The organism is uncultured Pigmentiphaga sp. (genome assembly GCF_937950555.1).
Lineage (GTDB): Bacteria > Pseudomonadota > Gammaproteobacteria > Burkholderiales > Burkholderiaceae_B > Pigmentiphaga.
Window position 1 is genome coordinate 49675 of sequence record NZ_CALFCW010000066.1, and the last position, 21383, is coordinate 71057.

Here is a 21383-nt window from a genome sequence, read left to right on the forward strand (position 1 = left end):
CCTTCCTTGCCAAACCGTGCGTGCGGCGATATAGTTAGTTCTGCTAACTAACTATATCAGGCGGCTGCTTGCCGCATGCCGATGCCATGTCCGACCCGTCAAGCAACGATGCCTTTGAGCTGGCGGCGCAGCTGCGTCCTGCCATCTTGCGGCTCAACCGGCTCTTGCGCCGGGAAACGCAGGCTTTCGGTGTATCGCCGTTGACGATCATGCTGCTGGCGACCATCGACAAAGAACCGGGTATCGGCGTCAACGACTTGGCCCACCGCGAAAACATGCGCGCGCCGACGATGAGTAAACACATCAAGCAATTGGAAGAGGCGGGCTTAGTCCGCCGCGACCTCACGCTTCATGCGGACAAGCGACGCGTGGGGTTGGCGATCACGCCACAAGGCCGCAAGCTCGTGGCCGACGTACGCAAACGCCGCACCGATTGGCTCGCCGGGCGCATTGCCAAGCTCGAGCCCGAGTCGCGCGCTGCGCTCGGGGCAGCGGTGGACGCCCTGCGGCGCCTCGGGGAGTGAGTGCATGGCCGTCACTCCCGGGGCCCGCCCTTCATTCTTCGGCCGCGTGCGCCAGCGGTTGTCCCCCATGGTGGTGCCGCTCATCATCGGCTGTGCGCTATTCATGCAGATGCTGGACTCCACGGTCATCGCCACTGCGCTGCCGGCGATGGCCGAGTCCTTCGGGGAAGACCCGGTGCGGCTCAATGTCGCCATCACGGCTTATCTATTGAGCGCGGCCGTTTTCGTTCCCATCTGTGGCTGGGCCGCAGACCGGTTCGGGGCGCGGCAGGTGTTCGCGGCGGCCATCATGCTCTTTACGCTCAGCTCGACCCTGTGCGGCATTTCCCAGTCGTTGGGGCACATGGTGGCCGGCCGCATGTTGCAAGGGTTCGCCGGGGCGATGATGGTGCCCGTCGGCCGCATCGTGCTATTGCGGACGGTCCAGAAGTCCGAGCTCGTGCGTGCGATGTCGTTCCTGAGCATGCCGGCGCTGCTCGGGCCTATCTTTGGGCCCGCTGTGGGCGGTTTCCTGGTGGAGTATGCGTCTTGGCGCTGGATTTTCTTCATCAACTTGCCCATCGGCATCGCGGGCGTGATCCTGGTGCTGCGCTACATCAAGAACATCGAGGGCGGAAAGCCCTTGCCGCTGGATTTCCTGGGGTTCGTCCTGACGGCGATATGCATGGGCACACTGGTGTTCTGCTTCGATGCGCTGGGGCACGACGTGCTTGCCCCCGCCACGGTGGCAGCGTTGCTGGGCGTGGGCCTTTTGTGCGGGTTCCTGTACGTCAAGCATGCGCAACGTTCGCCGCATCCCATCCTCGATTTCCGCTTGCTCAAGATCCCAACCTTCTCCATTTCGCTGCTGGGCGGCAATCTGTGCCGGCTCGCCGTGGGCGCGGTTCCCTTCCTGCTCGCCATGCAGCTGCAGGTAGCGTTCGGCATGGGGCCGTTTGCGGCGGGGATGTTGACGTTTGCCGGGGCACTGGGTGCGTTGATGATGAAAATGACTGCCGGCCCCATCATCAAACGCTATGGCTTCCGCCGCACGCTGGTGGTGAACGCCGTCTTGACCGGCGGTTCCGTCATCGGCTGCGTGCTCTTTACCCCGGCGACGCCGCACCTGGTCATCATCGTGGTGCTGTTGCTGGGCGGGTTTTTCCGTTCGCTCCAGCTGACAGGGGTGAACTCCCTGGCGTACGCGGATATCGGGCCGGAGCACATGGGGCGCGCGACGGGCATGGCCAGCGCCGTGCAGCAATTGGCCATCAGCCTAGGCGTGGCCATCGCTGCGTTCGTGCTCAAGGTAAGCATGGTCGCGCGTGGCACCACCTCGCTCGACGCCTGGGACGTCGTCCCCGGCTACCTGGTGATAGGCGGTGCCATGATCGCCTCCATCTTGTTCTTCCGGCGCCTCACGCCCGACGCGGGCGCGGAGGTCAGCGGCAAGGGCTAGGCGCAGGCGCCTTATTCGACCGTATTGCGAGTCATGGCGGCAGGGTTCACCCATTGGTCGAACTGCTCGGCCGTCACGTAGCCCAGCGCCAGCGCCGCCTCCCGCAGGGACAAGTTTTCCTTATGCGCCTTCTTGGCGATTTGGGCGGCTTTGTCGTAGCCGATATGCGGGTTGAGGGCCGTCACGAGCATCAGCGAGCGCTCCACCAATTCAGCGATGCGCTCTCGATTGGGTTCCAGGCCCGACACGCAGTGCTTGTCGAAGCTCTCCATGCCGTCGGCCAGCAGGCGTACGGACTGCAGGAAGTTGTGGATCAGCAGCGGCTTGAAAACGTTGAGCTCGAAGTTGCCGCTGGCCCCGCCGATGTTGATCGCCACATCGTTGCCCAGGACCTGCGCGCACAGCATGGTGAGCGCCTCGGCCTGGGTCGGGTTGACCTTGCCGGGCATGATGGAGCTGCCTGGCTCGTTCTCCGGTATGCGGATCTCGCCCAGGCCGGACCTGGGGCCGCTGGCGAGCCACCGCACGTCATTGGCCAGTTTCATCAGGCCTGCGGCCAACGTCTTCAAGGCCCCGTGGGCGAAAAGCAGTCCTTCATGCGAAGCCAAGGCTTGGAATTTATTGGGAGCAGACTCGAACGGCAGGCCCGTCTCCTTGGCTAGCTCCGCGGCGACGCGCGCGCCGAACTCCGGATGCGTATTCAAGCCGGTCCCGACAGCCGTTCCCCCGATGGCGAGCAACAGCAATCCCCGTTGCGCATAGCGGATTTGTTCCTCTGCCAGGGTAAGCTGCGCCTCGTGGCCAGATAATTCTTGGCCTAGCGTGAGCGGCGTAGCGTCCTGCAGGTGAGTCCGGCCGATTTTTACCACGTCGGCATAGGCCTTGGCTTTGTCTGCCAGCGTCTTGCGCAGCCGGGCGAGGGCGGGCAGCAGCCGGGTGTGCACTTGCAGCGCCGCCGCCACGTGCATGGCGGTGGGAAAGACGTCATTGGAAGACTGGCCGCGGTTGACGTGGTCGTTCGGATGCACGAGGCGGCCCTGCCCGCGCTCCCCGCCCAATAGCTCCGAAGCGCGATTGGCCAGCACCTCGTTGAGGTTCATGTTGGTCTGCGTGCCGGATCCGGTTTGCCAGACGCTGAGGGGGAACTCGCCCGGCCACCGCCCGGCGATGACTTCGTCAGCCGCCGACTCGATGGCCTTGGCAAGGCGCGGCTCCAGCAGCCCCAGCTCGGCATTGACGCGGGCGGCCGCGCGCTTGACCCGCGCCAGGGCCACGATGAGCGGCTCGGGCATGCGCTCGGTCGAGATAGAGAAAAACTGCAGCGAGCGCTGGGTCTGGGCGCCCCAAAGGTGATCCGCAGGTACTTCGATGGGACCGAAAGTGTCTTTTTCAACACGGCTGCTCATGGCTCATCTCCCTTACCACCCGTGCGCGTTACCCGGGCGGTTCATTCCAATCCGTTGTGCGGTTTGCGAAAGCACGTCAAGCTCCGGCGCGGGCCGCAGCCGACGCGCAATGGAAACTAGTGGTGTGAGCCCAGGTTAGCAGAAGACGCCGGCCGGCCCGGCGCGTCTCTGTAACGATCGTGTGTGCGCCGGCCCCTGGCTGAAACGGTGCCTGGCCGGCGTGCCTCGCTCACCTGACGGCAGCCACGACCTGCGCTATGGCGGCCGTGAGCTTTTTTACGTAGGGAATGTGGAGGAATTCATTCGGGCCATGGGCGTTCGACTGCGGGCCCAGCACGCCGGTGATGAGGAATTGTGCGTCGGGATACTTCTCACCCAGCATCCCCATGAAAGGAATGGTCCCGCCTTCGCCAATCCAGGCTGCGCTTTTCCCGAACGCCGCCTGGGATGCCTCGTGGATGGCGCGTTCCAGCCACGGCGCCGTAGGCGGGGCGTTCCAGCCGCTGGCGCTGCCTTCGGCTTCGAAGCGCACCTTGGCCTGGTAAGGCGGATCGCGTTCCAATGCGGTTTTCATCGCCCGCGCGGCACGCTCGGCGTCGACGGTTGGCGGCAAGCGCATGCTCAGCTTGAGCGAGGTTTTCGGACGCAGGACATTCCCGGCAGCGTCGATCGAAGGCAAGCCTGCGGCCCCGGTGACGGAGAGCGCCGGGCGCCAGGTGCGGTTCAGGATGCCTTCTGCCGGGTCGGTGGTCGTCGGCTGCGCATGCGCATGCCCTTCGGGGCCGTGCGAGCATCCTACCCAAGGGAACTGTTTCCAGACCTGGTCACCGAGGATGTCGCCGGCGGCCTTCGCCTGCGCCAGGCGCTCGGCGGGAATCTCCGCATGGAGCTCCGGCAGGATGACGCGCCCGGTGGCGGGGTCGTCGAGCCGGTTGAGCAGTTGGCGGGCGATGCGAAACGAAGAGGGGACGAGGCCGCTCGCCATGCCGGAATGCACGCCTTCGGTCAGCACTTCTACCGTGAGCACGCCGCCGGCCAGGCCGCGCAAGGATGTCGTTACCCAGAGCTGGTCATAGTTGCCGCAACCCGAGTCCAGGCCGACGACCAATGTGGGGATGCCTATGCGCGGCGCGAGCAGGTCGAGGTAAGCGGGCAGGTCGTAGCTGCCGCTTTCCTCGCAGGTCTCGATCAGGCCCACGCACCGCGGGCGCGGCACGCCCTGGCGATCCAGCGCCGATAGGGCCGTCAACGCGGCGTAGACGGCGTAGCCGTCGTCCGCGCTGCCCCGGCCGTATAGCTTGTCATCCTCGATCCTGGGGGTCCAGGGCCCGAAGCCTTCCCGCCAGCCCGTCATCTCCGGCTGTTTGTCGAGGTGGCCGTAGAACAGGATGGTCGTTTCGGCCCCCAGCCCCTGTGTCGCGGGCGCTTCGAAGTACAGGCACGGGGTGCGGCCCTCGATGGAGACGATTTCCACCGACAGCCCGGTGACGGGTTGGGCGCGGGCCCACGCGGCAGCCGCTTCGACGACGGCGGCCAGGTGCCCGTGCGCCGCCCAGTTCGCGTCGAACATGGGCGATTTGGCGGGTACCCGCACGTAGTCGGACAACAGGGGGATCAGCTCTTCGTCGTAGCGGCGCGCGACGTGGGCGGCCAGTTCGGATAGGTCCATGGCGATCTCCGGTGAAGCTGGGAGTTTAGTCCTTGTAGAAAAGGGAGTCGCATGCCGTCACCGTGCAAAAACTGCATGTAACTTTTTCTCTCAACCCGACGGATGAGCATGTAAAACTTATAACCACCCTCGGCCGGCTTGCGGATTCCCCTAGCAATATCAGGCTTTCGCGGGAGCAAGGGCCTGTTGGTACGGAATCTGCTCGTAGTCAGCCCAGACGTGACCGTAACCTCGCAGCGCAGCCGGTGATGCGGGGAATACGGGAAAGCCAAGGAGATGGATCATGTTGCGTTGGGCTACTATCTTTTTCGTGGTTCCCTTGTTGGCGATCGTGGCTGCCTGGACGGGCTTCGCGGCGAGCGCGGCCACTGTCGCGCTAATCATGTTCGTGGTGGCGGTGGCGGCGTTCATAGCCACTTTTTTCCTCGAACCACCGGATGACGTCGAAGAGAACTACGATACCGAATGGTCTCGACAGCATTGAGCCCCAGGGGGCTTCCCGTCATGCAGCCGGGCGACGACCGATGAGCACGGCTGCGCATCTTTCCACGGCAGCCCATGCTTCCGATGCGTCTTTCCGTCGCCTGGCGGACCACGCGCCCTGCATTCTCTGGTCCGCCGCCATAGACGGCTCCTGGACCTATGTGAATCCCGCCTGGACGCGGCTAACGGGGCAGCCGGTCGAGCAGGCGCTGGGCTGGGGATGGCTGGAGCGAGTGCCTGCGCCACACCGCCGGCGGCTCAAGTCGGCGTTCACCAAAGCCGCTGTCGTGGCATCGCCTTGGGAACTCGTGCATGGCGTGTCGGCTGCGGACGGTGGTGTGCTCGAAGTGCATACGCAGGTCCAGCCCAGCTTCGAAGCCAATGACCAATTCGTCGGATTCAGCGGGACCTGCACTTGGCATCGCGAAGTCGACGGCGGTGAACCCGCCGGTGCGGGTGAGGATGACTTCGGGTCTGCACATATGCTCGAGCTCCTGCCATATGCCGTCATGGCTTATGACTCCGAGTTGCGATATGTGTACGCCAATCGCGCCGCAGGCCAATTATTCGGGATCGAACCCCATGCATTTGCCGGCAAGGGGGCAAGAGAGCTAGGCGTTGCGCCCTACATCGCCACCGCCTACGAGCAGGCCGCGGCGCAAGCCATGGCCTCGCGTACCCCCCAGAATTTCGACTATCGCATCGATACCGGCGATAACACCCGGTACTTCAGGGTGAGCGTCGTGCCCGATCCGCTTGGCGCACGCGCCGTGGCCGTCACGTCGGACGTCACGTCCTGGGTTCAAGCGCAGGTCGAGTTGGATGCCCTGGTGTTGCGCGAGCAGGCCGCCCGCACCCAGGCGGAAACCGCAGCCAACGTCCGCGATCAATTCCTGGCCATGGTGTCGCACGAATTGCGCTCGCCCCTCAATGGCATCCAGAGCTGGGCGCATGTGCTCGAAAGCCGCGTCGACGTCAACCAGCCTGGCGTGGCCAGGGCCTTGGCAGGCATCAAGACGGGCGTGCAGCAGCAAGTCGGACTCATCGAGGAGCTGTTGGACGTGACCCAGGCGATGACCGGCCGGCTGCGTTTCTCCAAGACGTTGTTGTCGCTTTCTCCTGCAGTGCAGGGGGCCTTGGCCAAGGCCGAGAGGCTGGCGGCGGAACGCGGCGTGGCCTTGCGCGCGGAGTTGCCGGCGACGCAAGTGCAAGTGTGGGGAAACGGAGAGCGCGTGGAGCAAATGGTGGGCCACTTGGTGACCAACGCCATCAAGTTCAGCGCGCAGGGCAGCGAGGTCTCGGTGCGCGTCGCGGTGGCGGGCAACGAAGCCTGCATTGCAGTGGGCGATACCGGCAAAGGCATTTCCAGCGACGTGATGCCCTATTTATTCGACCCGTTTCGCCACCAGGATGCGCTCCGCGCCCGTCGCGCCGAAGGGCTGGGGGTGGGGCTGACGCTGGTCCGCCATCTGGCCGAGCTGCACGGTGGGCGGGTGGCGGCGCAAAGCGCCGGAGAAGGGCAGGGCGCGGTATTTTCGATTTACCTGCCTTTGGCCAAAGAAGGGGCGCAGGCGGTGCCAGCCCCCCCGGAGATGTCCGCCGCTTCCTCGTTGGATGGATTGCGCATCCTGCTGATCGAAGACCACGACGAGGGGCGCACCGCCTTGACGGAATCCCTGCGCTCGGCAGGCGCTGACGTGGTGGCATGCGATTCCGGGGGGCAGGCCCTGCGGTACCTGGGCGAGGCGTCGGGATGCGGGATGCCACACGTGATCGTCAGTGACCTCACGATGCCGGGGATGGACGGCTGCGCTACGCTCTGCCGCATTCGTGAACTTGAACGCGGCGCACCCGATCGGTTTCCCATGCCGACCCCGGCCATTGCGCTTACCTCGGCTACCCAGGCAGAAGACCGCATCCGCGCGCTGGCGAGCGGCTTCCAGGTCTATCTCGCCAAGCCGGTGGAATTCTTTCAATTGGCGGGCCTGATCCAGAGCCTTGCCCGGACCGCCTCTCTCGAACGTCGGTGAGGGCGGTCCGGCGCAAGGCCGTCAGGCGTGCGCCCGCATCCGGTCACGCAGTTCCCTGACCTGGTCGTGGTTTCGCACCACGCCTTCATATTGCAATTGAATGAGGGCGAGCAGCTGCGGCGGTAGGTCTTCCTGGAGAGCCGCTTGATAGCGGCTCTTGGCCACGTCCTCTCCCCGCTCGCATTCTTCCAAGATGGCCAGGTCGGTACGGCCCGCTACCGCAGTCTTCAAGCCTATCCAACCGCGATGTAGCACGCCTGCAGCTGTCCCGCTTTCCTCGGGTTGCTCGCCCAAGCCGGCCACGAGTTCCTGCAGCTGGGCCGCTGCTGTCGAGCAATCGGCGGCTCGGCGCGAGAAGAGGTTCTTCAAGTCGGGATCATGCGCGTCCTGGGCGGCCTGGCGGAAGCCATATTCGCCGTCCTTGCAGGTCTCGATCAGGTCATTCAATACGGTCGCGACATCTCGGGCCATTGTCATCTCCTGGTATAGAACGTCGGATGCCGGGCGCGGTTGCGGCCCGGCATGCCCGGTTCAGCAGGAAACGGGCCCGAGCGTCATTTCTTGGGATGCCCCGGCTTGAGCTCCCAATCTTTGTCGTCTTTGCGCGTCTTGATTTCGCGATCGGCGTAGGCGGCGGCTCCCGGGGCAATCGGATCGCTTGCCGGAAACGTATCTTCCAGGGAGTCGTCGAGCAGTTCTTGGTAAGTCGGCAGGCGTTCGTCGGTTGACTTTGCCTGCTCAGCTTTCTCGTTTTCTTTCGAGGGCTTGCTCGCGGGATGCTTGGTTTCCGCTTTCATGTCGTGCTCCTAGTCGGCCTTGACTCGAGCAAGCCGCAAGAGACGTGCCCGGCAGCGGCAGCAGCCTTCCGGGGGAAGCCTAGGAGGACGGCCCGGCGTCGTCCCGCCCGGCGGGGGCGGCGGGCGCTTTGCCGGCCTCCTCTTTTTCCGGGAGGAAACGCGCCTGCGGGTTCGCCATCTGAATGCCGAGCTGGCGGAAGCGGCGGTAAATCCGTTCGTTGAAACCGCGCTGCACGGCCCAGCGGCCGCGGTCGATGGCGCGGATCTGCCCGGCGAGTGTAATGGACGCACCGTCTACCTGGTCCACGCCCCACAGTTCCAGGCCGCCCAGCATCAGGGGGCCGAGCTGCGGGTCGTTGCGCATTTGTTCGCCCACGTTGCGGATCGCGGCGATGACTTCGTCCAGATTCGAGTCGGCGGTCACGCTCACCCGGATCGAGGCGTTGCCGATCCCACGATGGTTGTTCGTTACCGTGCCCACCGAACTGAAGGGCACGACGTGCAGGGAGCCGTCTCCGGCACGCAGCCTCACCGTCCGTATGGAAAGATTTTCCACCGTGCCGGACACGCCCGCCAGCGTGACAGAGTCGCCGACTTGCATGGCATTCTCCATCAACAGGAAGATGCCCGTGATGAAATCCTGGACCAGCTTTTGCGATCCGAACCCGATCGCCACCCCGATGATGCTCGCGCCGGCCAGCAGCGGCGCGATATTGATGCCGAGTTCATTGAGCGCAGTCAGGAGCACGACGAGCGCGATGGCGATGAAGAGCGTGGTGCGCAGTATGGGCACCAGCGTGCGCAGCCGCGTCGCGCGGACGAGATCCCCGGCCTGCGTCCACCGCGCCATGCGCCGGTTGATGGACAGGTTGACGGCTTCCCACGCGACGAGCGCGAGCACGCAGGCTACGCCGATGGTAGCCGCCGCGGATGCCAGCCGGCGGCCGATGGTGCCGGGGGAAAACCAAGCCATCGCGTTGATGCCCCAGACCTCGAGCAGTGCCACGGCGGCAACCAGAGACACCAGGCCCAGAACGGTGCGTTGTGCCAGCTGCCGATAAGGGTGGGGCGCGGGCGTGCCGGCCTCGGCCGGGGCGTTTCCGTAGAAAAGCCGGCCGAGCGTGCCGAGCAGCACCATGGACGTGACGACGGCGGCCAGTAGGACCAGCGCCGTGCGCCAGGCGTAGCTCAGCAATTGGAGGAAGCCGCTGTCTGCGCCCAGCGCCCAGACGATCCAAAGCCCGGCGATGATCGCTACCGCGGCCGGGGCCCAGGCATCGGCTAGCAGCGTTCGCAGGCCGATGTCTCCTTCGCCGCGTATCCATCGCGCGACGGCGTGCCGGCGCTGGAGGACCATCACAATGAGCATGCCGTGCACGAGCAGTCCCACGAGCCGGGATATCGCATTGCGCGCGTCGGTGCCGGCCCCGAGCGCATAGGCGATCTCGCTTGCGGCGACGCCGAACGCCGCCGTGGCCACGATGCGCAGCAGTCGCTTGTCGAGGTAGGCAGCGGCTTCGTCGCCCAAGCGGGAAAGGCGCAGGCCGGCGCCGGCAGGGAAGGTCACCAGCCGCAAGGCAGCCATGGTCAGGCGCGTCGCGACGTAGGCGGTGACCAGCGGCAACAGGTAGGGATAGAAGCTGGCCCGTGGCCCCCCCAGCAGCGCCGTCAGGATGGAGGTGGTTGCCAGGAAGGCAGCGAGCGGCAGCAGCGACAGTATGCCGTGCGCCAGGGCGTAGGGCAGTCGTCGCAGGATGCGCACGTGCTGGTCGTCCGTGTCCAAGGCGCTCCCGGCGCTTTGGCGGCGCGTAGCGAAGTCCAGCACGACGCGGCGCGGATGACGCAGCGAGCGCGAAACCAGGGCCTCGGCACCCAGCGCCAAGCCGAGCGTAAGGGCCAGTGCGCCGATGATCCGGAGCGCCCCGGTGCGCGCCTCGGGCGTGCCGAGGTGCTCTTCCCACCACTGGCCTGCCGACCGGAGGGCCAGGACAGTGTCACCGGTCCGCCTCAATTGGTCATAAGCGGCGTGCAGCCATCGCCCGGCTTGCGCAAACGCCTGGGCAATCACGCTGTCTTTCTCGATGGTGATCGGCCGCGCCGGTTCTTCCGCGGCCCCGCCCGGCGCTTCCACTTGATCCGCGGCCTGGGAAATGACGCTCAGCGTGCGTTCGAGTTCGGCACGTTTTGCATCGTCTCGCAGGATCTCGAGCACTTGGCGGGCTTGGATCGGGGGGACCGACTTGACTTCGGCCTCGGCGGCGCGGAGCGCCGGCAGCCACGCCGCGGCGCACAGGAGGACCGCGGCGATCCGGAAAAGAGAGCGTCGTGCGGACATGGGAAGCGAGCGAAGTGAGGGGAACCCGATTCTACCCATGCCTGTTCCTCCCACCGGGGCCGCGTTTCAAGGGGCAGGGACGCTCCATGCACGCTGCGAAAAAAATTGCTATAATTTTGCCTCTCACGTGGGGGCTGTTAGCTCAGTTGGTAGAGCAGCGGACTCTTAATCCGTAGGTCGTAGGTTCGATCCCTACACAGCCCACCAGGAATTCCCAGAGAAGGCCGGCCCGAAGGGTCGGCCTTTTTCTTTGGCGTCGGCAGGTTGGGCGGGCATCTTTGTCACGTTCACGCGTTCCTCATCTGACCTCACCCAACGGGCATCGCATCTCCTTGCCCCTGAGTCTGAGCCGCCGCCGACCATCGTCGTTCGCCGAGTCTCACTCCCCTTTCGCGTATTCCCCATTCCTAATAAGCACGAAGTTGTTCCTTATGCAGGAACGGCGTTCTGTTATTAGGGATGTTGTTATTATGCGCGACAAATAGCCGCACCAATTTTTGGTTCTTCGAAGAAAACCGTGGAGCAAACGAAATAGTTTGCGTACTCTGCGCGCTGTCTGTGAAGAAGCCAGGAGGCAGGGTGCTGGATCGGAAGTTGTTGGAGGCTGTGGGCGGCTGGAAGGGGTACCGGATCGCACGGATTGAATGTCCGGACAGTCAACGCCGCACGTTATCAGTGCACCTCAAGCCGAGCAGCAGGGTGATGTACTGCGAGCAGTGCGGTAGCCGCTGTCATCAGGTGCACGAGACGACGGTGCGGCGGGTGCGTGATCTGCCCCTGTTTGAGTATCGCGTCGTGCTGCATGTGCCGCGGCGGCGGGTCTGGTGCCCGCGCTGCAACGGTCCGCGCCTGGAGAAGTTGGCGTGGTTGGGGCGTTACCAGCGAGTGACCAACCGCTTTGCCGAGGCAGTCGAGCAATTGCTGCAGTCAGCCACTGTGCAGGCGGTGGCGTCCTTCTTCGATCTGGGCTGGCACACGGTCAAATCGATCGACAAGCGTCGCCTGCGCGCGCGTGTGACCGAACCGGACTGGTCGACCATCCGCTACCTGGCCATGGATGAGTTTGCCCTGCACAAGGGGCACCGTTATGCGACGGTGGTGGTCGATCCGATCGGCCGCCAAGTGCTCTGGGTGGGCAAGGGACGTTCCCGGGAAACGGCACGCGCCTTCTTCGAACAATTGCCCCCAGGCGTGGCCCAGCGCATAGAAGCGGTGGCGATCGACATGACCACGGCTTATGAGCTGGAAATCAAGGCACACTGCCCGCAGGCCGACATCGTCTATGATCTGTTCCATGTGGTGGCCAAGTATGGGCGGGAAGTCATTGACCGGGTCCGGGTCGAGCAGGCCAACCAGTTGCGGCAGGACCGACCGGCCCGAAAAGTCCTCAAATCCAGCCGCTGGCTGCTGTTGCGCAACCGGGAGAATCTGCCAGCCGAACAGGCGGTGCACCTGAAGGAACTGCTGGCTGCCAACGCGCCATTGATGTGCGCCTACATCATGCGCGATGCACTCAAAAGCCTGTGGTTTTACCGGCGCCCGGCGTGGGCGCAGAAGGCATGGGAGCAGTGGTGCGAACAGGCCCGGCAGAGCGGCATTGCTGCCTTGCAGGCCTTCGCGCGACGTCTGCAAGGCTACTGGCACGGCATTCTGGCACGCTGTCGACACCCTCTGAACACCAGCATCGTCGAAGGCATCAACAACACCATCAAGGTCATCAAGCGCCGCGCCTACGGCTATCGCGACGAGGAATACTTCTTCCTCAAAATCCGCGCCGCTTTCCCCGGTATTCCTCGATGAACCTGAATTAAGCCCCATGTTGTCCATCAGGATGGGCGCATACATAAAGCGCTCCTCCGCCGCGGCGGCGAGTTCTATTTTCCGATCGCGATACATCTGTTGCCGCTTGTCCCTTTGGGGGAGGCGCGAACGAGGCGGCGGCATAGCCCCAGGGCCCCTCAGGTTCCTCCGACGTTGCGTATCAACCCGCCATCGACGATATAGCTAATAGCTGCCCGTGACATAGCTCGCTTCGTCGGACGCGAGGAAGAGCTCCACGTTCGCGACCTCCCGTGGCAAGCGGGGGCGGCGCACCACTATTCGTCTCGTGCATAAGGGAAATGGCTCCTGTCTATTGGACAGCGCTCGAGGCGTGCGCCTATCTTCCTCCTCCATAGGCGGGGATACCGTCGCGGCGAAAACCACAGAAGTGGATCAGGAGACAGCATGAGCCGAAACCGACAGCCGATCCGTAGCGGCATGGGCCGCAGCACGCCGGATCGGATATTCGTCCAGGGGATGGACCTAACCCGCGACATCATCGGGACGCTCAACCTGGGCGATATGGCCTACCTGGAAATGACCGGACGGCTTCCCGACGCACGGCAATCCCGGGTGTTCAACGCCATTCTCGTCACGCTGGTGGAGCACGGCATGACCCCTATGGCGATCGCCGCCAGACTGGTGTACCTGGGCGCGCCGGAGTCGTTGCAGTCGGCGGTGGCGGCCGGACTGTGTGGGATGGGCACCACCTTCGCGGGAACGGCCGAAGGGGCCGCGCGCTTGCTGGAGGCGGCAGTGGCCGAGTCGCCGGAGGGCGTGGTTCAGGACATGGCCAGAAATATCGTCGCCGATTTCCGCCGCCGCAAGCAGCCCATACCCGGCATTGGCCACAATCTCCATAAGCCCGTGGATCCGCGCGCGACCCGCCTTTTCGAAGTGGCGGCCGAGGAAGGCTATGCCGGACGCTACGTCGACCTAATGCGCGCCATCGGGCAGGAAGCCGAGGCGGCCTATGGCAAGAGTCTGCCCGTCAATGCCACCGGCGCGATCGGCGCGCTCTGCTGTGAGCTCGGCATCTCGTGGCGGGCGGCGCGCGGCGTCGCCGTCATGGGTAGGGCGGTGGGGCTGGTCGGCCATCTGGTTGAGGAGCAGGCACGCCCGATCGCCGCCGAGGTCTGGCTACGCACGGAAGAAGAAGTGAGCGAACAAGATGAGCCGCCCGTAGGCGGCCGATGAGGAGGAGACATGCAACGACTATCGGTAGGTCTGTTGACTCTGGCGGCCGGACTGCTCTTGGGAGCCCAGTCGGCTCGGGCGGAATGGCCCGAAAAACCGATCCGCTTCGTCGTGCCCTATCCCCCTGGCGGCGGAACCGACATCGTTGCGCGGGCACTGGGCAAGAAAATGGCGGAGAGCCTAGGACAGCCGGTGATCATCGAAAACCGGGGCGGGGCTAGCACCATCATCGGCACGGAGGTCGTGGCGCGCGCCGAAGGGGACGGTTACACCATCGGGCTGGTGACCGATTCGCACGCGATGAATCCGTTTTTTTTCAGCCAGAAGCTGCCGTACGACTCGGTGAAGGATTTTTCGCCGGTAAGTCAGATCGTTTTCGTGCCGTTCGTTCTGGTGGCCAACCCCAAGGCACAGATTTCGACCGTTCCCGAATTGATCGCGGCCGCCAAGGCCAATCCTGGCAAGATCACGTATGCCTCCATCGGCAACGGAACGCCGCATTACTTGGCGATGGAGTGGGTCAAGGCCTTGGCCGGAATCGAGCTCACCCACGTTCCCTATAAGGGTGTGGCGCCCGCCCTGGCCGACGTGGTGGGTGGGCAGGTGGATGTGATGTTCACGGGATTGTCTTCCGGCGTGCCTCTCGTGCGTGCGGGACGGTTGAAGGGCCTGGCGGTATCGGGCGAGCAGCGCTCGGGCGTCGCCCCGGAGATCCCGACGGTGGCGGAGGCAGCGCTGAAGGACTTCTCCTTTATGACCTGGTATGGCGTCCTGGCCCCGGCATCGACGCCTCCCGACATTGTCGACCGTCTGAGCAAGGAAATACGCAAGGCAGTCGAAAGCCCCGAATTGAAGGCGCAATTCGTGAAGCTGGGCCTGGAGGGCGCGCCTTCGACGCCCGCCGAGTTCGGCCAGTTTCTCCAGCGCGAATCGGCGCGCTACCAGCACATCATCAAGTTGACCGGAGCGAAGGGCGAATAGTGGAGCTGACACAGGAACAACGGCTGATCCGCGATTCGGTCCGGGCGCTGGCGAGCGAGCGCTTCGCGCCCGGGGCGGCCGCGGCGGACCGGCAGTACCGACCGCCGGTGGAAAATCTCAGGGCCCTGGCCGAGCATGGCTATACAGGCATGTTTCTGCCCGAGCGCTACGGAGGCGCCGGCCTCGGCCTGCTCGAGACCGTGCTCGTGGTCGAGCAGCTGGCGCGGTCGTGCGCGAATACCGCGCTGCTTTATTCCTGCACCGACGGCGCCACACCGCGGGCCATTCTGCAGATAGGCAGCGAGGCGGTCCGGCAGCGTTATCTGCCGTCCTTTGCCAAGGCCGAGCGGTACGCGGCATGGAGCATGTCAGAAGCGAATGCGGGCTCGGACGTCGGCAATGTCCAGACCCGAGCGGTCCTCGACGGTACGGACTATGTCATTAACGGCAGCAAGCTGTGGTGCACCGCCGCCCAGGTGGCCGACGTTTTCCTGGTGCTGGTGCGGCTGACCGACGACCCCGGCATGAGGGGGGTGGGCGCAGTGCTGGTTGAGCGTGGCACGCCGGGGTTTTCGGTGGGCAAGCATCTGGACCTGCTGGGGCTGCGCGGCACGGGCATGGCCGAGCTCGTCTTCCAGGACTGCCGTGTACCGGCCGAGAACCTGCTGTTGCCGGCGGGCCGGATGAAAGACCTGTTCCACGTGCTCGACGCCGATCGCATAACCGGCAATCCCCCGGTTTGCCTGGGCTTGGCGCAGGCCGCGCTGAGCCAGGTGATCCAGCACCTCAAGGACCGCATTCAATTCGGCCGTCCGTTGGCGGAGAACCAGGGGCTGCAATGGAAACTGGCCGACATGGCAATGGATATTGAGGCGGCGCGCGCGCTGGTGTACGGGGCGGCGCAATCCATCGACCAAGGGCGCCAGTCGGTGGCTGAAGTCTCCATCGCCAAAACTTATGCCAATGAGATGGCGGTCCGCGTCACGAACCAGGCCATGCAGCTCGCGGGCGCCTACGGGCTTTCTGAAGAGTACCCCTTCGAACGGTACTTCCGCGATGCACGGGGCATGTCCATCGGTTACGGCACGACGGAGATCCATCGCAATTCCATTGCACGGGAACTGCTCAAGGGCAACTACGCCATCTGACGCAACGAGGAAGCGCATGCAAACCGGAAGCACGAACATCGATGCCGGCGATGGACGCCAGTTCCACGCCTATGCCAGTTTACCCGCGCAGCCAAACGGCCATGCCGTGATCATCCTGCAGGAAATCTTCGGGGTAACGGCCGCCATACGTGCCCTTGCCGACAAGTACGCGGCCGCGGGATACCTCGCGCTGGCACCCGATCTGTTCTGGAGGCTCGAGCCCGGGGTGGAGCTGAGCCATTCCAAGGACGATCTCGAACGCGCTTTCGGGTATCTGCAGCGTTTCGACGAGGCCGCGGGACTGGACGACATCGGCCGCACGGCTGAACACATCCGCGCCCAGCCCGGATTTACCGGCGGTGTGGCGGCAGTCGGGCTGTGCCTGGGTGGAAAGCTCGCGTTCCGCGCCGCTGCCGGATTGGACATCGATGCGGCGGCGGTTTTCTATGGCGTGGGCGTGGAAGACCACCTCGGCGAGGCGCCGACCTGCCCGATCATTCTGCATTACGGCGACCAGGACCGGTATGCCTCCGCGGATGCCCAGGCGAGAATCGAAGCGGCGCTGCGCGAGAGAGCGGACGCCACGTTCTACCGCTATCCGGGAGCGGGTCATGGTTTCTACACGCGCGGCGCAACGGACGCGGCAGCGCTGGCGCATGAACGGACCGTGGCTTTCCTGCACTCGGTACTGAGGGCTGGCCAGCGATGAAAGTCCTGCAGAACATCCGGGTGCTCGACCTCGGCAATTTCATTACCGCGCCGTTAGCCGGCATGCTGCTGGCCGAGCTAGGTGCCGATGTAATCAAGGTAGAGCGTCCGGGCAGCGGCGATCCGTTTCGCGCATTCAAGGGCGGGCTCTACAGTCCGCAGTTCCAGGCACATAACCGCAACAAGCGCAGCCTCGCCCTGGACTACACCCGGCCCGAGGGACTGGCCGCGCTGGAGAAATTGATCGCCGGTGCCGACGTGCTCCTCATGAATATGCGCCCTGGCGTGGAGGAAAAACTCGGACTGGGAGCGGCCCGGTTGCGCGAGCTCAACCCCCGGCTGGTCTATTGCGCGATCACCGGCTTTGGCGCCAGCGGCCCGTACGCCAGGCGCGCCGCCTACGACAACGTCGGGCAGGCCGCGTCGGGCTGGTTGTCCATGTTCCACCAGGGGCCAGATGCCCGCGTCGCCGGCCCCGCGGTGTCCGACGCAGTGACGGGCATCTATGCCAGTCTTGGCATTCTGGGGGCATTGGTGGAGCGAGCTTCCACCGGCAAGGGCCGTACGGTCGAAGTGAACATGCTCGAGTCGATGATTTCCCTCGCGTGCGAGCCGCTGGTCTCCATGCTGGCGACCGGCGTGACGCCCGGCTTGTATGGGCGGGCCGCCATGTCGCAGTCGTACATCGTGACCTGCCGGGATGGGCGACGAATTGGCCTGCATCTCTCATCGCCTGACAAGTTCTGGCGCGGTCTTGCGGTGGCCATCGGGCGGGAGGATCTGCTGGCGACCTACCCTACGCGTCGGGAGCGGGTGGAAGCCTATGAGCAGCTGGCCAGGAGTTTGGCGGAGACTTTCGCCGGGCAGGACCGCGAATATTGGGTCCCTCGTTTGGAGGAGAACGACGTGCCCTTCACGTGCGAGCGCGCGCTGCACGAGCTCGAGGACGACCCGCAGGTGCGCCATCTCAACGTTTTCTATACGCAGCACCACCCGCGCTACGGCAGCCTGCGCGCCACGCACCGGGCGATACGTTATGACGGCGACCATCGCAGCGATTTCCGGCCGCCGCCCGATCTAGGCGAGCACACAGAAGAGATTCTCCGCGAGGCCGGTTTCTCCGAGTCGGCCGTGGACGCGCTAAAGCAGGCCCGCATCATCTAACGCAGAACTCTCTGCACGAGGAGACGGTCATGAGCTTGGCATGCATTCCCACCATGGCAGCCGCGGTGACGCTGGCGCTTGCCCCCGGTCAGGCTATGGCGGCCGAATGGCCGGAGCGCCCGGTCCGCATCATTGTTTCGTCAGGCACCGCGGGAACGGCGGACATCCTTGCGCGCATGCTCGCGCAACGGCTCGAAGCCGCCTTCGGCCAGCCGTTCATCGTCGAGAACAAGCCGGGCGCCGGCGGACACGTCGGCGCGGCGCAGGTGGCGCGCTCGCCGGCTGACGGATACGTATGGCTGATGAGCGGTAGTCCCACCCATTCGGTCGGTCCGCATTTATACAAAAATCTGTCTTACGACCCCATGCGCGACGTGCCGCCCGCCGCCATGGTCGCCATCGCTCCCAACCTGCTCGTGGTCAACCGGGATCTGCCCGTCCGGTCGGTCGGAGAACTGGTCGCACTCGCCCGCGAAAAGCCCGATGCGCTGACCTATTCCTCCGCGGGGAACGGCACCTCCGGACATCTGGCGGGAGCGCTTCTGCAGAACCTGGCGAAGGTTCGCATCAAGCACGTGCCCTACAAGACCGGGCCCGAAGCGGTAACCAGCGTCATCAGCGGCGATGTCTCGATGACCTTCTTCACTCTCCCCGCGGTGCTGAAGCAGGTCCACGCTGGCCGGCTGCGCGCCCTGGCGGTCACGTCAGGCACGCGGACTTCGCTCGCGCCCGATATTCCAACGGTGGCCGAGGCAGGCTTTCCCGGCTTCGACGTGCTGGCCTGGTACGCCTTGTTCTCCCCCCGGGGCACCCCGTCCGGCGTGGTGGACCGCCTGAGCGCCGAAGTGGCGCGGATCCTGGAGCAACAGGATGTGCGCGAGCAACTCGCGCAATTGGGCGCCGAGCCGCACTATCTGAACGGCCGTGACCTGGCGGCCTTCGTCGCCGTGGAATCGCCAAGATGGAAGGAGTTGATCAGCGAATCGGGCGCACGGGTGGATTGATGGATACCGCTGACTGCTGCGAGCGCATCGTGCGCTGGGAGGTATTCGTCCGCCGCCTCGCCTATCACCGCGAGGTGCGCTGGAGCGACATGGTCGAATCGGCCGCGCAGTTCGTGGTCCTGCGCATTGAGACAGAGTCCGGGGGCGTGGGCGCTGCCGAGGTCGCGGTCAAGCCGACCTGGGTGGGCGCGACGGCGTCAAGTCTCGTGGCCACCTTGCGCGAGGTGTTCGAACCGATCGTGAAGAAGGTGGGACTTTCGCATCCGCGGCAGCTGCGTGATGCGCTCGAAGTCATCCCCGGAAATACGGTGGCTAAGGCGTTGATAGACAACGCGTGTTGGGACTGGGAAGCCGCGCGGCAGCGCCAGCCCTTGTGGCGGCTCTGGGGCGGGCGGCCGGTCGTGGAGCTTTCGTGGGCGGTGACTCGCCAGGCGCCGCAGGCCATGGCGCGCGAGGCGGCCGAAATGGTGGACGCCTATGGCTTCCGGAACTTGAAGGTCAAGGGCGGACAGGGATTAAACGTCGATCGCGCGGCGGTCGCGGCCGTGCGCCAGGCCGTAGGCGAGGGCGTGCGGCTGTATGTCGATGCCAACGGCTCCTATCCGTTCGGCGAGGCGGAACCCTATGTGCGGGCGATGGCCGAGGAGGGTGCGCACGCGGTCGAAGACCCCGCCCCGCTGTCGCCCGATGGTGCTTTCGAGCGCCTGCAGTGCGCGAGCGGAGTGCCCGTATTGGTGGATTTCGGGATGACCTCGGTACGGGACGCGGCGCTGTTTCTCGAACGGGGCGCGCGAATCCTGAGTGCCAAGCCCGGGCGCTTCGGTCTCTCCGACGCCCGGGCGATGCGGAATCTGGCCGACCGCGCCGGCGCGGGAACGGTGGCGGGGCTCATGGGCGAAAGCGCCTTGGGAACCTGGTGCGGCTTGCAGTTTGCCGCGCTCGAGGGGCAGGCCCTGCCGGCGGAGCTCAGCTGGTTTCTTTCCATGCGGGAGCAGTACGTCACCCTCGTGCCACGCATAGAGAAGGGCCGCGTCGTCTTGCCCGAGACACCAACCGTGGCCGAGCTGGTGGACTGGGACGCCATGCGCGAATTCGAGGAGCAAGCATGATTCTTGGTGACATCATCGACCGCAATGCGCGATGTGTACGCGACCATCCCGCCTTCGTCTTCGAAGGACGCTGCGTGACGCACGGCACGTTCGCTGAAAGAGTGAGGCGCTTGGGCAACGCGCTGCTGGAACTGGGGTTGGGTCGTGGCGACCGGATCGCGATTCTTGCGCAGAACTGCCCGGAGTACATGGAAGTGTACGGGGCGGCGGGCATGTGCGGCTTTGTCGCCGTCGGCCTGAATTACCGGCTTGCTGCCGCGGACCAGGCCGCCATTCTGCGCGACTGCTCGCCCGCCGTGCTGGTTTTCGACCCCGTGTATGAAGACCGTGTGCAGGAGCTGCGCGACGCGCTGCCCGCCGGGGTGACGACGCTGAAGCTCGGACCAGACGCCGGGCCGGGCGGTTATGAGGCTGCAGTCGCCCGGGCCGCCGCGTCGCGCCCCGGGCTGCGCGCCCGGGACGAGGATACCGTGTTCCTGATTTATACGAGCGGCACCACGGGCACACCCAAGGGCGTCATGCTCGGCAACGCCGGCCAGGTGGAGCAGGCGCGCATGCTGGCGCTGTCGCACGGAGCGCAACCCACCGACCGCATGCTCATCGTCATGCCTGTCTACCATATTGGTGGCACGACGGAGTTGCTAAGCTATCTCGTCTGCGGCGCGACGATCGTGCTGCATCGCCGCTTCGATGCGCGCGAAATCCTGGAGAGCATCGAACGTCACCGCGTAACCGCCGCGCATTTCGCGCCCATCATGATCCAGGCCCTGCTCGACGAACAGGAGCGTGAGGCGGTGGACCTGTCCAGCCTGCAGACCGTCTGCTATGCGTCGGCGCCCATGTCGGTTGCTTTGTCGCGCCGCGCGCACCGCGTGCTGGGACAGATCTTCATGCAGGTCTACGGGATGACCGAGCATGGACCGGGATCCGCGCTGCTCAAGCATCAGCACGAACCGGAAGGAGACTCGGTGCAGTCCGCCCGCCTGGCGTCTGCCGGCCAGCCCATCCTTGGAGTGGAGATCAGGATCGTCGGCGACGACGGCCGGGAGCTGGAACCGGGTGAGGTTGGCGAGGTGCAAATGCGCTCGGCCGCCATCATGCAGGGCTACTGGGGCAAGCCCGCCGAGACCGCGGCGGCGCTGGACAACGGATGGATGCGCACCGGAGATCTGGGTTATTTCGACGAGGACCATTATCTATTCATCGTCGACCGCAAGAAAGACATGATCATCTCCGGGGGCGAGAACATCTACTCGCGCGAGGTCGAAGAGGCGCTGCTGCTGCATCCCGCCGTGCTGGAGGCGGCGGTGATCGGCGTTCCCGACGAGAAATGGGGCGAATCGGTGATGGCTTTCGTCGCGCTTAAACCAGGCGAGTCTGCCGACGAGCAAACGTTGATCGCGCATTGCCGGCAACTAATCGCCAGCTACAAGAAGCCTCGCAATGTCGTTTTCATGACGGCGCTGCCGCGTCTGCCGAGCACCAACAAAATCGACAAAAAGGCGCTGCGAGCGCCTTATTGGGGCAATCGAGGCAGGCAGGTCGCCTGACCCCTATTCATCGAGGAGA

Annotated in this window: 18 protein-coding genes and 1 tRNA gene; 14 read left to right on the top strand and 5 right to left on the bottom strand. The window is 64.9% G+C overall.

Annotated features, from left to right (window positions below):
• Positions 1-86: 86 nt before the first annotated feature.
• Positions 87-524, top strand: a complete 438-nt coding sequence (locus Q0319_RS15540) for a MarR family transcriptional regulator (RefSeq protein ID WP_296468904.1) — start codon at positions 87-89, stop codon at positions 522-524.
• 67 nt (positions 525-591) lie between these two features.
• The gene (locus Q0319_RS15545) at positions 592-1962 is read left to right on the top strand and encodes a DHA2 family efflux MFS transporter permease subunit (protein ID WP_296468912.1); all 1371 of its coding nucleotides are present in this window, start codon (positions 592-594) and stop codon (positions 1960-1962) included.
• A gap of 11 nt (positions 1963-1973) precedes the next feature.
• Here Q0319_RS15545 and fumC read toward each other — a convergent pair whose 3' ends face one another.
• Positions 1974-3368, bottom strand: a complete 1395-nt coding sequence (fumC, locus tag Q0319_RS15550; RefSeq protein ID WP_296468902.1) for a class II fumarate hydratase — start codon at positions 3366-3368, stop codon at positions 1974-1976.
• A gap of 229 nt (positions 3369-3597) precedes the next feature.
• Entirely contained in the window at positions 3598-5037 is a 1440-nt protein-coding gene (locus tag Q0319_RS15555; RefSeq protein ID WP_296468900.1) for a M20 family metallopeptidase, read from the bottom strand.
• Positions 5038-5320: 283 nt separating this feature from the next.
• On the opposite strand from Q0319_RS15555, the gene Q0319_RS15560 reads away from it, so the two are divergent.
• Both Q0319_RS15560 and Q0319_RS15565 read left to right on the top strand, forming a co-directional pair.
• On the top strand, positions 5321-5521 hold the full coding sequence (locus Q0319_RS15560; protein WP_296468898.1) for a DUF1328 domain-containing protein: 201 nt from the start codon (positions 5321-5323) through the stop codon (positions 5519-5521).
• Between the two features lie 40 nt (positions 5522-5561).
• Positions 5562-7550, top strand: coding sequence for an ATP-binding protein (locus tag Q0319_RS15565; RefSeq protein ID WP_299454118.1), 1989 nt, complete (start codon positions 5562-5564; stop codon positions 7548-7550).
• A 21-nt stretch (positions 7551-7571) separates the two neighbouring features.
• On the opposite strand, the gene Q0319_RS15570 is transcribed toward Q0319_RS15565, so the two are convergent.
• From Q0319_RS15570 to Q0319_RS15580, 3 genes are all read right to left on the bottom strand, one after another.
• Entirely contained in the window at positions 7572-8021 is a 450-nt protein-coding gene (locus Q0319_RS15570; protein ID WP_296470636.1) for a PA2169 family four-helix-bundle protein, read from the bottom strand.
• An 83-nt stretch (positions 8022-8104) separates the two neighbouring features.
• Entirely contained in the window at positions 8105-8347 is a 243-nt protein-coding gene (locus tag Q0319_RS15575; protein ID WP_299454121.1) for a hypothetical protein, read from the bottom strand.
• A 79-nt stretch (positions 8348-8426) separates the two neighbouring features.
• Positions 8427-10682: a mechanosensitive ion channel domain-containing protein gene (locus tag Q0319_RS15580; protein ID WP_299454123.1), complete on the bottom strand. Its 2256-nt coding sequence runs from the start codon at positions 10680-10682 to the stop codon at positions 8427-8429.
• Between the two features lie 131 nt (positions 10683-10813).
• Here Q0319_RS15580 and Q0319_RS15585 point away from each other — a divergent pair.
• The 10 genes from Q0319_RS15585 (at position 10814) to Q0319_RS15630 (ending at position 21364) form a co-directional block, all read left to right on the top strand.
• Positions 10814-10889, top strand: a tRNA-Lys gene (locus Q0319_RS15585).
• 372 nt (positions 10890-11261) lie between these two features.
• Positions 11262-12482, top strand: coding sequence for an ISL3 family transposase (locus Q0319_RS15590; RefSeq protein ID WP_299454125.1), 1221 nt, complete (start codon positions 11262-11264; stop codon positions 12480-12482).
• A 426-nt stretch (positions 12483-12908) separates the two neighbouring features.
• Entirely contained in the window at positions 12909-13700 is a 792-nt protein-coding gene (locus Q0319_RS15595; RefSeq protein ID WP_299454128.1) for a citryl-CoA lyase, read from the top strand.
• 9 nt (positions 13701-13709) lie between these two features.
• Positions 13710-14681 carry a tripartite tricarboxylate transporter substrate binding protein gene (locus Q0319_RS15600; protein ID WP_299454131.1) on the top strand — a complete coding sequence of 324 codons (972 nt, stop codon included), beginning with the start codon at positions 13710-13712 and terminating at the stop codon, positions 14679-14681.
• Positions 14681-15829, top strand: a complete 1149-nt coding sequence (locus tag Q0319_RS15605) for an acyl-CoA dehydrogenase family protein (protein ID WP_299454134.1) — start codon at positions 14681-14683, stop codon at positions 15827-15829. Before Q0319_RS15600 ends, Q0319_RS15605 begins: the two co-directional genes overlap by 1 nt.
• A gap of 16 nt (positions 15830-15845) precedes the next feature.
• On the top strand, positions 15846-16538 hold the full coding sequence (locus Q0319_RS15610; RefSeq protein ID WP_299454137.1) for a dienelactone hydrolase family protein: 693 nt from the start codon (positions 15846-15848) through the stop codon (positions 16536-16538).
• On the top strand, positions 16535-17701 hold the full coding sequence (locus Q0319_RS15615) for a CoA transferase (protein WP_299454141.1): 1167 nt from the start codon (positions 16535-16537) through the stop codon (positions 17699-17701). The genes Q0319_RS15610 and Q0319_RS15615 overlap by 4 nt, the downstream gene beginning before the upstream one ends.
• A 29-nt stretch (positions 17702-17730) precedes the next feature.
• The gene (locus tag Q0319_RS15620) at positions 17731-18705 is read left to right on the top strand and encodes a tripartite tricarboxylate transporter substrate binding protein (protein ID WP_299454144.1); all 975 of its coding nucleotides are present in this window, start codon (positions 17731-17733) and stop codon (positions 18703-18705) included.
• Positions 18705-19814: an enolase C-terminal domain-like protein gene (locus Q0319_RS15625; RefSeq protein WP_299454147.1), complete on the top strand. Its 1110-nt coding sequence runs from the start codon at positions 18705-18707 to the stop codon at positions 19812-19814. Before Q0319_RS15620 ends, Q0319_RS15625 begins: the two co-directional genes overlap by 1 nt.
• Positions 19811-21364: a long-chain-fatty-acid--CoA ligase gene (locus Q0319_RS15630; protein ID WP_299454150.1), complete on the top strand. Its 1554-nt coding sequence runs from the start codon at positions 19811-19813 to the stop codon at positions 21362-21364. Before Q0319_RS15625 ends, Q0319_RS15630 begins: the two co-directional genes overlap by 4 nt.
• The last annotated feature ends 19 nt before the right edge of the window (positions 21365-21383 follow it).